At 61.5% G+C, this 13,597-nt stretch carries 11 protein-coding genes and 1 pseudogene; 10 read left to right on the top strand and 2 right to left on the bottom strand.

What is annotated here, in order from left to right; translation table 11 throughout:
• Positions 1-186 precede the first annotated feature (186 nt).
• A complete protein-coding gene (locus GTP58_RS00060) occupies positions 187-1,950 on the bottom strand; it encodes a PD40 domain-containing protein (RefSeq protein ID WP_161075782.1) in 1,764 nt (587 codons plus the stop codon).
• A 170-nt stretch (positions 1,951-2,120) separates the two neighbouring features.
• A complete protein-coding gene (greB, locus tag GTP58_RS00055; protein WP_161075781.1) occupies positions 2,121-2,687 on the bottom strand; it encodes a transcription elongation factor GreB in 567 nt (188 codons plus the stop codon).
• A 49-nt stretch (positions 2,688-2,736) separates the two neighbouring features.
• Here greB and GTP58_RS00050 point away from each other — a divergent pair, with 49 nt between their 5' ends.
• From GTP58_RS00050 to GTP58_RS00005, 10 genes and pseudogenes are all read left to right on the top strand, one after another.
• On the top strand, positions 2,737-3,297 hold the full coding sequence (locus GTP58_RS00050; protein WP_161075780.1) for a hypothetical protein: 561 nt from the start codon (positions 2,737-2,739) through the stop codon (positions 3,295-3,297).
• Positions 3,298-3,306: 9 nt separating this feature from the next.
• Complete coding sequence (locus GTP58_RS00045) at positions 3,307-4,485, top strand: sensor histidine kinase (RefSeq protein WP_161075779.1); 1,179 nt, start codon at positions 3,307-3,309, stop codon at positions 4,483-4,485.
• Positions 4,486-4,531: 46 nt separating this feature from the next.
• On the top strand, positions 4,532-5,179 hold the full coding sequence (locus GTP58_RS00040; RefSeq protein WP_072781361.1) for a response regulator transcription factor: 648 nt from the start codon (positions 4,532-4,534) through the stop codon (positions 5,177-5,179).
• A gap of 125 nt (positions 5,180-5,304) precedes the next feature.
• Positions 5,305-6,915, top strand: coding sequence for a GGDEF domain-containing protein (locus tag GTP58_RS00035; RefSeq protein WP_072781363.1), 1,611 nt, complete (start codon positions 5,305-5,307; stop codon positions 6,913-6,915).
• Positions 6,916-7,205: 290 nt separating this feature from the next.
• A complete protein-coding gene (locus GTP58_RS00030) occupies positions 7,206-8,825 on the top strand; it encodes a flagellin (RefSeq protein ID WP_161075778.1) in 1,620 nt (539 codons plus the stop codon).
• Positions 8,826-8,916: 91 nt separating this feature from the next.
• Complete coding sequence (locus GTP58_RS00025; protein ID WP_072781366.1) at positions 8,917-9,303, top strand: flagellar protein FlaG; 387 nt, start codon at positions 8,917-8,919, stop codon at positions 9,301-9,303.
• A 244-nt stretch (positions 9,304-9,547) separates the two neighbouring features.
• Positions 9,548-12,232 carry a flagellar filament capping protein FliD gene (gene fliD, locus GTP58_RS00020; RefSeq protein ID WP_161075777.1) on the top strand — a complete coding sequence of 895 codons (2,685 nt, stop codon included), beginning with the start codon at positions 9,548-9,550 and terminating at the stop codon, positions 12,230-12,232.
• Between the two features lie 28 nt (positions 12,233-12,260).
• Positions 12,261-12,698, top strand: coding sequence for a flagellar export chaperone FliS (gene fliS / locus GTP58_RS00015; protein ID WP_072781370.1), 438 nt, complete (start codon positions 12,261-12,263; stop codon positions 12,696-12,698).
• Between the two features lie 3 nt (positions 12,699-12,701).
• Positions 12,702-13,031, top strand: a complete 330-nt coding sequence (locus GTP58_RS00010) for a flagellar protein FliT (RefSeq protein WP_072781372.1) — start codon at positions 12,702-12,704, stop codon at positions 13,029-13,031.
• Between the two features lie 14 nt (positions 13,032-13,045).
• Positions 13,046-13,597: pseudogene (locus GTP58_RS00005) on the top strand (flagellar hook-length control protein FliK); the annotation flags it as partial.

Genomic DNA, 13,597 nt, shown 5'->3' with positions numbered 1-13,597 from the left:
AGTCGGCCGGAATAATCAATTGAGCGAAATTTTCCTTTCGCCAATATTATTATATTGCAACTAGTAGCAAATAGTTACTATTGATTATTTGAGAATGGGATTCATGGCGATGGGCGACGGCAACGCTGGCTGTCAGTGACGTTTCGGCCAGCGCAGCCAAGCCGGCCTGTCCGGCTTGGCTTCTTTTTATTGTGCGATGTCCAGCGCGATGGTCACGGTCTGCACGGCACTCTTCAAGCCATCCGCCTGCGCGTCCAGGTCTACTACACCGACCGTCAGACCAGTCAGCGTATAGCTCCAGTTGCCCTGAGCATCCGCCACAGTAGTGACCGAGGTCAGCCACCCGGTTGTACGATTCACTGCAGTCAGCATGACGGTCGCGTTAGGGGCTGCAGTGCCAACCAGCGGTAGCTCCGGACTGGTCCAGGTGCCCGCAGGCAGGACGATAGTCGGGATGATCGCGTCGCTGATCGCGACCGTGACCTGCTGAGACTTAAGGACGCCGTACTCTATGTCGTTGCTGCTCACGGTATTGCTAACGATAGCGCTATGTTGGCCTTCCACAATGCCATCGTTCAGCGCTTGCACGCTAACGATTTGCGGCACACTCCAATTGTCTGGCGTAAAGGTCAACTGGCTTCGTGCCAAACTGAGCTGCGCGTTGGTGGATAGTGCCACTGTTACGTCGTAATCAGGGACCTGATTCAGCACGGCGGAATATGTACCCGCTGCACCGCCTTCAGTCAGCGACAGATTGTAAGAAGATAGAGACAATCCTGGACGTGCGCCGAAATCAACCAGTGCAATCGCCCGCGTCATACCAGGAGCTTGGCTGGTCTGATAGACCACGTAGCGACCATCGCGGCTGATGCGCGTGCTGACTGCTGCTGCACCGGCGCTACTCACATTGCGGGTTTTTTTAGTCAGCCGGTCATAAACATACAACACACTATTGGAGGCATAAGACACGTAGCGGCCGTCGCCGCTCAAGGCCACGCCTGCGGGTGTGCCCACCAAGTTCATCGGGCTGATCAGCTCGGTCTTGCCTGTACTGCGTTCCCGCAGGAAGACACGACGCGGCGTGCCCGTTTGGGAGGCAACTAGATTGGTGCCGTTGGAATAGAACGCGATGAAATTGCCATCCTCGCTGATCGCCACATCTCCTTGGCTACTACCATTAGCGCGCGCCCCCGCCGGCGTGACGTTGATCAGCGAACTGGCGCCGGCAACGCGGTCGAACACCAGCACATCCTCCTGCGTGCTGCCGCCATTGGATTTGCCAGCGTAGACGACATACCTGCCATCATTGCTAATACTGGTCGGTGCCTGCTGCAAATAAACATAGGTGGAAGTGGCTGGCGTCACCGTACTGGTTTTATTAACTAAATCACGAATAACTAAGGAATAAATCGCGACATTGTTCGCACCATTTGTCCAGGTACGGTAAGCGGCATACCGGCCGTTGGCGCTGAGCGCAATGGGATTGCTTAACCCGACGTATGCACTCTGACTGCCTTGTGCCACTACTTCGGTTTTATTTTTCAGACGGTCATAAACAAAATACGCTTGCCCTGCACCTGGCAGTTGCGTATTCGGCAGGCCCATTTGCGCTGAATTGCAGGCAAAGACAACGTACAAGCCATCATTGCTAGCAACAGGCAAATCGCACTTTGCACCTACGGGTGCGCCGCCAGACGTCAGGTTTGCCTGGCTTGCGGTGCCCGTGACACGATCATAGAGATAAATATCGTTTGCGGTCCCTGCCGGATTATCTTGGCGGTAGGCGATATAGCGCCCGTCTGGACTGACAGATGGCGCGGATATCAACCCGGCACCGGCGCCTAACGGCTGCAAAAACGAGACGATAGGGGCCGGAGTCGCTGCCGCTCCGGTGGCAATTGCTACACCCAGCAGCGTTAACACTTGACGCGATGATATGAAAAATTGCATGCATACTCCTTTTAAAAAATTTCCAAAAAGAAATCACACGCAATATATCACGCAGAAACATTAACAAAAATAGTTTACTTCCTTATATCTTGAATTGGGCTGTAGCTACCCCTACTAGGGTGGTGCTTCGGCTGATTTAAATTCAGACTGATGTCGGACAAAATCCTGATTTACTCCGCCACCGGCGCAGGATAACGGACCTCGAGAATATCCAGCTCTTCCACGCCATGCGGCGCCTGGAAGGTGATGGTGTCGCCTTCGCGCGCCTTGGTCAGCGCCCGCGCGACGGGCGCCACCCAGCTGATCTTGCCGTTCAGCGGATCCAGCTCATCAATGCCAACAATGGTGATGGTGCGTTCTTCGCCATGCTGATTGCTGTACGTGACGGTGGCGCCAAAGAACACCTGGTCGCTGCCATAGTGCGCGCTGGGATCTACGATGGCGGCTGAATCCATGCGCTTGGTCAGGAAGCGGATGCGGCGGTCGATCTCGCGCAGGCGGCGCTTGCCGTAGATGTAGTCGCCATTTTCCGAACGGTCGCCATTGGAGGCGGCCCAGTGCACGATCCTTACCACCTCGGGACGGTCGACATCGATCAGCTGCAGCAGCTCATCCTTGATGCGTTGATAGCCTTCCGGGCGGATGTAATTCTTGGAGCCGGCCGGGATTGCCAAAGCCAGTGCTGCGGCTTCGTCGTCGTCATCGCCGTCCGATTCTTTGACAAATGCTTTATTCATACAGGCTATTGTAACGGCTTTCACGTATCATGCTGTCAAAGGAACAAGCATGAGATTACTCTATCGCCTCCAACGCTGGCTGCTGGCGCCGCTGGTTTATCTGGCCGCGCTGCTGCTGTTACTGGAAGACTGGTTGTGGAATATCGGCGCCAGCATCATGAACCGGCTGGCGCAATGGCCGCCGCTGCACCGGCTTGAGGCCTGGATCTGCCGTCTGGGTCCGAAAGCGGCGCTGGTGCTGTTCGTGCTGCCCGCCACGCTGCTGTTTCCCGTCAAGCTGCTGGCGCTGTGGGCGATGGCGCACGGCCACCCCGTGCTGGGGCTGACCGTGATCGTGCTGGCCAAGCTGGGCGGCGCGGCGGCCGTCGCCCGGCTGTATCTGCTGACACGGCCGGTGCTGCTGACCATCGTCTGGTTTGCCGCGCTGCTGGCCTGGTTCCTGGCCTTGAAAGAACGTTGGATCGCGCGTTTGCGCGCCACCCGCGCGTGGCGCAAGGTCGATGCGCTGCGCAAGGCATTGCGCCACTGGCGCCAGCACGCGGTGCCCCGACCGCGCAGCTGGGTCGCGCGCTTCCGCCGGCTGTTGAAGCGCTTCCGGCACACAAGATAAAATGGCCACATGAGCGCAGCTTCCCCACATCACAACGACAGCCAGTCCCTGGTGGCCGAACTGGAACAAGTCCGCGCGCGTTTTGCCGCCATCGTCTCCAATACGCCGGGTCTGGTGTACCAGTTCATCCTGCATGGCGATGGCCAGGTCAGCTTTCCCTACCTCAGCGATGGCTGCCAGGCGCTGCTGGGCCTGACGGCGGCCGAGCTGCACGCCCATCCCGGGCGCTTTCTGGCGCTGATCCTGGAAGACGACCGCGCGTCCTATCTGGATGCCATGCACGCCTCCGCCACCGCGTTGTGGAGCTGGAACTGGGAAGGCCGGATCTGGGTCGATGCCTGGAAGGACGTCAAGTGGATCAACCTGCGCTGCACGCCGCACGCGCTGCCGGCCGGCGCGGTGCGCTGGGACGGCATCATGACCAACATCACCGAAAGCAAGATAGAGCAGCTCGAAGTACGCCACTCGCGCGCGCGCCTAGCCGAGCTGACCGCGCATACCGACCGCGTCAAGGAACAGGAGCGCACCCGCATCGCGCGTGAAATCCATGACGAGCTGGGCGGCAACCTGACCGCCATCAAGATGGCCGTCGCCATGCTGGCCGCGCGGCTGGACGGCGCCGATCCCGTGCTGCGCGAAAAAACCGACTACGTCGATGCCCTGGTCGACCGCACGATTGACGCGGTGCACCGCATCTCGCTCGACCTGCGTCCGGCCCTGCTGGACCTGGGCCTGGTGGCGGCGCTGGAATGGCAGGTCAAGGAGTTCGACAAGCAGACCGGCATCCACACCAGCTTCAGCGCCAACCAGCGCGACATCGGGCTGGACAACGACCAGGCCACCGCGCTGTTCCGCATCGCCCAGGAGGCGCTGACCAATATCGCCAAACACGCGCACGCCAGCAAGGTGACGGTCAAGCTGGCTCGGCTGCGCCACCATGTGAGCCTGAAAATCGCTGACAACGGCCGCGGCATCCGCCAGGCCGACCGCACCAAGGCTGACTCGTTCGGCCTGCGCGGCATGTCGGAACGCGCGCGCGCGCTGGGCGGCACGTTGACGCTCAGCCACGCGAACGGCGGCGGCACCGTGGTGTCGATCAAAATTAAACGCGATACCGTGCGCGACAACCTCATTGCAGCGGCCGCTGGCGCTACAATAGCGGAAGAAAACATTTCCACTACGAAATAATGTGTCTTGCCGCATGCAAGCGGGACACAACAGGGTATAACGATTCATGACAGAAAAAGCCACCATCAAGGTCTTCATTGCCGACGACCACGCCATCGTGCGGGAAGGCTTGAAGCAAATCCTGGCCGAGACGCGCGACATTGTGGTTGCCGGCGAGGCCGAGAACGGGCTGGACGCCATCAAGCTGTTCCGCAAGTCCGAATGCCAGGTGATGCTGCTCGATATTTCGCTGCCGGACCGCAGCGGCATCGAGGTCCTCAAACAGATCAAGAAGGAAAAGCCGGAACTGGCGGTGCTGATGCTGTCCATGCACCGCGAGGACCAGTACGCCATCCGTTCGCTCAAGGCGGGGGCGGCCGGCTACCTGACCAAGCAGAGCGCGCCCAAGGAGCTGGTCAACGCCATCCGCCAGGTCGCCAGCGGCCTCAAGTACATCAGCGCGGCGCTGGCGCAGGAGCTGGCCAACCACGTCAACGATGACCATGAGGCGCCGCTGCACGAAACCCTGTCCGACCGCGAATACCAGACCCTGACCATGATCGCCTCCGGCAAAACCGTGGGCATGATTGCCAAGGAGCTGTCGCTGTCGGTCAAGACGGTCAGCGAGTACCGGGCCCGTCTTTTGGTTAAAATGAAGCTGAAAAACAGCGCCGAGCTGACCCACTACGCGATTAAAAACCAACTCATTGAATAAGCGAGGGTAAGATAGCAATACTTGGATGAAAGCCACCTTCCCGTCCCTGATCAAAGCATTGCCGGGCGGACAGCGCGCTTATCATTGCCGTAATTGGTAATCCATTAAGAGGTCCGCGCGTCACTATGTCCAGCAAACCACCTACTCCCGAGCAGAATCCGGCCGACATCGCGCGCGAGGCGTTTCGTCGCCTGGCAGTGCGCCGCATTGCGCCGACGCCGGAAGCTTACCGCGACATCTATAACGAAATTGCCGGCCTGCCGCCCGAGCCCGCCGCCACAGCCCCCGCCTCCGCCACGCCTGCCGCCCCGCTGGGCAGTGCCGACCCCGGTCCGGAATCGGTGTTGAGCCAGTTTGCCACCAAGCTCACGGAAAATACCGGCGATCTGGCCGAGTTTGGCCGCCGCTTTAACCGCGCCGTCAAGTCGCGCGACTGGGACAGTTATGCGCGTGCTTTGTCGCAACTAGTGGAAAAGCACTTTATCGCGGCCAAGAAAGGCATTGAAGTGGCCGGACTGGCCGGCGAAGAGAGCGAGCAGGCGCGCAGCCTGCGCGACCTGCTGAGCCGCACCCTGACCTTTGCCGTGGCCTCGCTGCTGGCCGGCGCGCCAGTCCTGGCGGCGGAAGCCGAATCGCTGGGCGCCGCCACCAAACTGGCCCACAGCGAGGAAGCGCTGGCGGAAATTGCGGTGCGCCTCAAACAGCTGTGCTACCAGATCGAACTGCGCGGCGGCGACAGCGGCGAACAGCAGGAACTGCTGCTGCGCCTGTTCAAGCTGCTGCTGGAAAACGTCAGCGAGCTGCTGGACGATGACAGCTGGCTGCGCGGCCAGATCGACGCCGTGCAAAACCTCATCGCCGGCCCGCTCGACGTGCGCGCGCTGGAAGAAGCCACGCGCAGCCTCAAGGAAGTCATCTACAAGCAGGGCCAGCTCAAGCACAGCCTGGCGGACGTCAAGCTCACCGTCAAGAACATGATGATGACCTTTATCGACCGTCTGGGCCAGGTGGCGGCCTCCACAGGCGACTTCCACGAGAAAATTGGCGGCTATTCGGAAAAGATCAGCCGCGCCGACAATATCGCCGAGCTCAACAGCATCCTCGACGAAGTGCTCAAGGAAACCCGCATCGTCCAGAGCGAAGCGCTCAAGGCGCGCGACAAGATGATGCTGGCCAAACAGGAAGTGCAGGACGCCGAGGCGCGCATCCACACGCTGGAAGCCAAGCTGCAGCATCTGAGCGAGCTGGTGCGCGAAGACCAGCTTACGGGCAGTCTCAACCGCCGCGGCCTGGACGATGTGTTCGAACGCGAAACCGCGCGCGCCGACCGCCGCGGCACGCCGCTGTGCATTGCCGTGCTGGACCTGGACGATTTCAAAAAGCTCAACGACACCTACGGCCACATTGCCGGCGACGCCGCGCTCAAGCACCTGGTCAAGATCGTCAAGGACACGCTGCGCTCGATGGACGTGATCGCCCGCTTCGGCGGCGAGGAATTCCTGATCCTGATGCCGGAAACCACGGTGGAAGCGGCTGCCAGCACCATGACCCGTTTGCAGCGCGAGCTGACCAAGCACTTCTTCATGCACGATAACGAGAAGGTGCTGATCACCTTCTCGGCCGGCGTGGCCCTGCGCCGCCCCAACGAAGAGCAGACCGAGCTGGTCAAACGTGCCGACAAGGCCATGTACACGGCCAAGCAGACCGGCAAAAACCGCGTGGTGGTGGCCGACTAAGCCGTTTCCCCACCCATCCCCCCGTGCCCGGCCCCGCGCCGGGCATTTTTTTTGCGCGAAATAAATATTTTTTCGCCCTAAAGTTTCTTTTTTTGGCGTCGTTTAGACGCTCATGCAGAGCGAACTTTAGCCCTGCAGCGAAAAATTTTCCGGCTTTTTCTCCCTAAACTTTCCACATGGGAACCCGTTACCGAGAATAACTGCGGTTTGATTGTCTTGGCAGCACAGGGACAGACCAAGGGGAACTGAGGCAACCCGCCCACAATGAAGTACCAGTTTGGAGAAACATCATGGCACAAGTCATCAACAGTAATATTGCATCGCTGAACTCGCAACGTAACCTGACCTCCTCGCAATCCAGCCTGCAGACTTCGCTGCAACGCCTGTCCTCGGGCCTGCGCATCAACAGCGCCAAGGACGACGCTGCTGGCCTGGCGATTTCGGAGCGTTTTACGTCGCAGATTCGCGGCAATACGACGGCTGCGCGTAACGCCAACGACGGTATCTCGCTGGCGCAAACGGCCGAGGGTGGCTTGAGCACCGCCGGCGACCTGCTGCAGCGTATCCGCGAACTGGCCGTGCAATCGGCCAACGGCACCAACTCCGATTCCGACCGCAAATCGATCCAGAATGAGGTAGGCGCGCTGTCGCAAGAGCTGGACCGCGTGGCCAACACCACCCAGTTCAACGGCCAGAACGTGCTGGACGGCTCGCTGACCTCGGCGCAGTTCCAGGTCGGCGCCAACTCGGGCCAGACCATCAACATCGGCGTCGGCTCGGCCAAAGCGACTGACATCGGCAACAATACCGCCACCTCCGCCTACGGCACTGGTGCACTGTCCGAAGCGGTTTCCTTCGGCGGCGGCGCAGCCACCAACGCCAATAACGTCAAAGCCCAGGCGCTGACCTTCAACTCGGGTTCCGGCGTCAGCACCAGCGTACAGGTGAGCGACGGCGACAGCGCCAAAAAGATTGCTGCAGCAGTCAATGGCCAGAGTGGCACCAGCGGTGTAACGGCAACTGCCACCACCAGCGCAACCCTGTCGAACCTGCAAGACGGCTCCTACCAGTTCACGCTGCGTGGCAACAACTCGATCGCTAACGATTCGCAATCGAAAGCCGTGACCGTCTCGGCCCAGGTTAAGGGCGGCGATCTGTCGGCACTGGCACAAGCCATTAATGCGCAGTCGGGCACCACGGGCGTCAGCGCCACCATCAAAACCAACGCAGCGGGCACGGGCAAGGAAATCGCCCTGGTCAACGGCAATGGCGATGACATCAACATCCAGAACACCAACACCGCAGCGGACGACAAGCTGAACGGCGCCAAGATTCGCGGTGCCGACCAGCCAGCACAAGGCTCGAAGCCAGCTGTGCCAGCAACCGACCAGACCTTCGCTGGCGGCGGTACCGGTGGCGACAAGGTGGATTCGACCGGCGCCGTGCAGTATGACGGTGCAGCATCGAACATCATCATTGGTGGCCACATCGAGTTCTCCTCGGACAGTGGTTTCTCGGCCAGCTCCACGCTGACCGACAACAGCATTATCGCCAACTCCGGCGGTGCTGCTGCGACCACCGCTAGCCAGCTGCAATCGGTGGCCAAGCTGGACGTGAGCACCGTGGCAGGTTCGAACGCTGCGCTGAAGACCATCGACGCTGCACTGAACCAGATCAACAGCAACCGTGCTGCACTGGGTGCGATTCAGAACCGTTTTGCTTCGACCATCTCGAATCTGAACACCACGACCGAGAACTTGTCGGCTTCGCGTAGCCGGATTCAAGATACCGACTTCGCGGCGGAAACGGCCAATCTGACCCGTGGCCAGATTCTGCAACAAGCTGGTACCGCGATGCTGGCGCAAGCCAACTCGCTGCCGAACGGCGTACTGTCGCTGCTGCGTGGCTAAAATCCGGGGATGAGCTGATTCGGAATACATCGCTCTGACCAGGTTCCCCGGCTGATTTCATCAGTCGGGGATTTTTCGTAAAGGAAGCATCATGACTATCGATACCATAGGCTCGGCCACCACGGCCCGCACCGCCGACCGCAGCCCGGTCAGCTCTGACGCTGCAGTAGCGCAGGGCGCAGCGCGCGCGCCGGCCACCGCCGTCGAGACCGCCAACGCTGTCAAGGCCAGCACGGCCGTCCCGACGCTGGACCAGGTCAACGAAGCCGTGTCGCAACTGAACAAGTCGTCCCAGGCCAAGTCGCAAGGTCTGGAGTTCTCGGTCGACAACGACACCAAGCGTACCGTGGTGAAAGTAATCGACCAGAGCACCAAGGAAGTGCTGCGTCAGATTCCCACGCCCGAAGCGCTGGAAATCGCCAAGGCCCTTGAAAGCAAGTCCAGCAATACCGGTCTGCTGATCCAGCAAACCGCCTGAAGCCGGCGCGCGCCCGCCGCGCGCCGCCTTTTCCTCATCTATGGCATCCTGACGCCAGGCGTCCCCTCCTCCATCGCCGCCACCTTGCTGCCGATCACTGCGCAGTATCAACGTTGCAATATCAACTTGTTAAGCACTGCCGTTTTTTTCAGCTTTGCGCGAACTGGCGGGTTTTATCCCCTCTCAAGTCCGGTTTGATTCTGCCGATATTGTCTTATATTATTGTTTTACACAGGAGCACAAAGTGGGCATCTCATCTCCCGGTATCGGCTCAAACATTCCGGTCGACAGCATCGTCAGCAAGCTGATGGCAGTGGAGTCGGCCCCACTGGCGGACTTCGACAAGAAGTCGGCGAGCTATCTGGCGCAAGTCTCCGCTTTTGGCAATCTGTCCGGCGCCCTGGGCAGCTTTCAGTCCTCGCTGTCCGGCCTGACCTCGCTGTCGAGTTTCCAGACCCGCACCGCCACGCCTGGCGACGCCTCCATCCTGACCGCCACTGCAGGCGGCGACGCCTTGCCAGGCAACTATCGCATCAACGTCACCCAGGTGGCCCAGGCGCAAACGCTGGCTTCCAACGGTTACAAGAGCACCACGGCCGCAATCGGCCTGGGCGCCAAGACCACAATTAACTTCGCGCTGGGTACGGTCAGCGGCGGCACGTTCGGCATCACGGGCACCCAGCTTGGCGCCAGTCTCAACACCAGCGGCCTGACCCCGGGTTCGCTGTCGATCAACAACACGGCCATCGCCACCGACGGCAGCACGCGCAGCGCACGCCTGCTGGCGGACGCCATCAACGCCAAAAGCACCACCACCGGCGTCTCGGCCAAGGCCGCGACCACCGCCACTAGCGCCACCCTGTTTGGCAGCGGCGGCGCCTCGACCTTTGGCAATGTGGACACCAGCGGCGGCGGCACCTACAGCCTGTCGGTGGGCGGTGTGGAAATTGCCATCCAGCAAACCGGCGTGGCCGGCGGCAGCGGCGTCAGCGCCGCCTCGCTGGACGCGGCGCTGACCGGCGACACCGCCGTCAAGCGCGCGCTGGCGGACGCCAACATCACGGTTTCCGGTACGGTGGCCGGCGGCGACCTGCAATTCAAAAATGCCGACGGCAACAACATCGCCATCACCGAAACCATCACGGGCGCCGTCAACGGCGGCATCGGCAACAGCGGCACCGCCAACATCGGCTCCAACACCACCGCCATCGGCTCGATCTCGCTGATTTCGGCCGACGGCAGCCCGATCACCGTGGGCGGCACCAATCCGGCCGGCGCCGGACTCACGGCCGGCACCGGCGGCGCCTATCTGGACGCCAGCTTTGCGGCCGACTCCAGTCGCACCAGCGGCAACATCGTGATCGACAGCTCCAACAATACCCTGCAGGGTATTGTGGCCGCGATCAACAAAGGCAATTTCGGCGTCACCGCCAGCATTGTTTCGGACGGCAGCACCGGCACCAACGCGACCCCGAATCACCTGATCCTGACCTCGAGCGCGACCGGCGCCACCTCGACCATGAAAATCACGCTGTCGGGCACCGGCGGCAATCCGGCGGACCCGGCACTGTCGGCCCTGCTGGGCTATGATCCGGGCGGCACTCAGAGCCTGTCGCAAAAAGCCGCGGCAGCCGACACCAAGGCCACCGTCAACGGCATTGCGGTGACCAGCCCTAGCGCCGGCATCAGCGGCGCGATTCCAGGTGTCACCATCAGCGCCCTTAAGGCCGGGGCGACCTCGCTGACCGTGGCCACCGACAGTACTTCGCTGACCAGCGCGGTGAACGGCTTCGTCAAGGCGTATAACGACCTGAATGGCCAGATCACCCAGCTCGGCGGCTACAACGCCGATACCAAGACCGGCGGCCCGCTGCTGGGCGATTCCACGCTGCGCAATCTGCAATCGTCGATCCGACGCCAACTGTCGAGTTCGATTACCGGCCTGCAAGGCACCTCGCTGACCAATCTGTCGCAACTTGGTATTTCCTTCCAAAAAGACGGTACCTTGCAGCTCGATACCAGCAAGCTGCAAAATGCAATCAACACCAAGTTCAACGACATACCAGGCCTGTTCGCGGCGGTGGGCCGTGGCACTGACCCCGATGTCAAGTTCGTCAGCTCCACCAGCAAAACCCAGGCCGGCGACTTCAACGTCGATATCAGCCAGCTGGCCACCAAGGGCACACTCGCGGGTGACCTGGTGCTGCCAGCGGAAACCACCATCGACCCCGATACCACCTGGACCGTAACGCTGAACGACACCAAGCCGTCCACGCTGTCGAATACCGCCTCGATTTCCCTGCCGGCCGGCAACTACAACCCGAGCCAGCTGGCCACCATGCTGCAATCGGCCATCAATGGCGTGAGCGCATTCTCCACCGCCGGCGCCACCGTAACGGCCACCGTGGGCGATGATGGCAAGCTGTCGCTGACCTCGACGCGCTATGGCTCCAAGTCCAACGTCCACGTCAGCAGCGCCACCGGCACTGCGGTATCGGCCGTGTTTGGCGGCGGCGCCTCGGTGGATGGCGTGGACGTGACGGGCACCATCGGCGGCTACACCGCCACCGGCGACGGCCAGACACTGACCGGCTCGCCCGGCGCCCCGGTCGATGGCCTCAAGCTCACGATTACCGGCGACAGTATCGGCTCGCGCGGCAGCTTTGGCTTCTCGCAAGGCTACGCCTACCAGCTCAACACGCTGGCCGCGGGCTTCCTCGGGACCAGCGGCACGATCGCCAGCCGCACCACCGGCTTGAACAATTCCGTCAAGGACATCACCAAGCAGCGCGACGCGTTCAGCGCCCGCCTGGTCGATGTCGAAGCGCGTTACCGCAAGCAGTACTCGGCACTCGATACCACGATTGCCAGCATGAATACCACCCAGTCATTCTTGACGCAGCAATTTGCGGCCCTGGCCAAGTCCTGACCGCAAGCGCATTATTAGGAGATAAAGTATGTTCGGATCTCGACAAACTGGCGTCAATGCCTATGCCAAAGTCGGCATGGAAACCGGCGTCGTTGCCGCCAGCCCCCACAAGCTCATCGTCATGCTGTTTGACGGCGCCCTGGTGGCGCTGAGTTCGGCACTGAACGGTCTACGCAGTGGCAATATCGGCGAGAAGGGCAAATCGATCTCCAAGGCCATCATGATTATCGACAGCGGCCTGCGCGCCGCGCTCGACAAGAAAGCCGGCGGCGAAATCGCCGAAGGCCTCGATGCGCTGTACGAATACATGAGCAGCCGCCTGCTCACGGCCAACCTCAACAACGATGCCACGATTATTGAAGAAGTGCAGCGTTTGCTGATCGAGTTGCGCGATGCCTGGAACGCCATCGCCGACACCCCTGCCGCCACCGGCGTCAACCCCACCAACAACCTCGCGAGCGCCTGATTTATGATGACGATTCAAGATGTTTTATCCGTGTACGCCGCGATGGCCGACCTGACCGAACAAATGGTGCAGGCCGCCAGCCACAGCGACTGGGATACCCTGGTCCTGCTGGAACAGCGCTGCGCCGCCCACGTGCAGGCCCTGCGCGAGCAAGAACCGCAGCACACCATGAGCGGCGCCGACCGCGAGCGCAAGATTGAACTCATCCGTCAGATGCTGAACGCCGATCGCCAGATCCGCGACCTGACCATGCCATGGATGGCCCAGCTGTCCAAACTGATCAACGCCACCGGTACTGAACGGCGCATCGTCACCGCCTACGGTAGCGTCTAAAGCAGGCGCGCGCCATGATGCCGCGCCTGGACGCCGCAGTCATCACGCCGGTCAATCCGGCTGATGGCGCTGGCGCCGGCCTGCCGATCGGCGATGGCCGCCAGGTGGCCCTGCAGCGCGTGCTGCAAAACCTGGTCGGCCAGACCGTGCCGGCCGAAGTGCTGTCCAAACTCAAGGATGGCAGCTATCTGGTGCGGGTGGCCGACAACGCCGTACGCATGATGCTGCCGGGCGATACGCAAGTGGGCAGCAACGTGCCGCTGACCGTGCTCAGCGCCCAGCCGCGTCCCACCTTCCAGCTCGGCAATACGCCACCGGGCAGCACGCCCACCCTGCTCTACACCGAAGGCGGCGCCACCGAGGGCGGCGACGCCACCACCTTGCCGTCGCAAGGCAGCGCCGTGTACGTGCCGGGTAGCGGCAAGCCCGCCACCGGCGCTTCCCCCGGCACGCCAGCGCAGCCGGGGACGCCAGCTACGGGCGCCGGTACGGACGGCGCGGCCGAAGGGGAAGCGATTCCCGGCCAGGCCCGGCCCGGCGGCGCCAGCGGTACGCCAGCGCCCGCC

This window comes from Duganella sp. CY15W, from assembly GCF_009857555.1.
GTDB lineage: Bacteria > Pseudomonadota > Gammaproteobacteria > Burkholderiales > Burkholderiaceae_D > Rugamonas > Rugamonas sacchari.
Note: the sequence above shows the minus strand (reverse complement) of the source record. Positions and strands in the feature narration are given on the sequence as shown.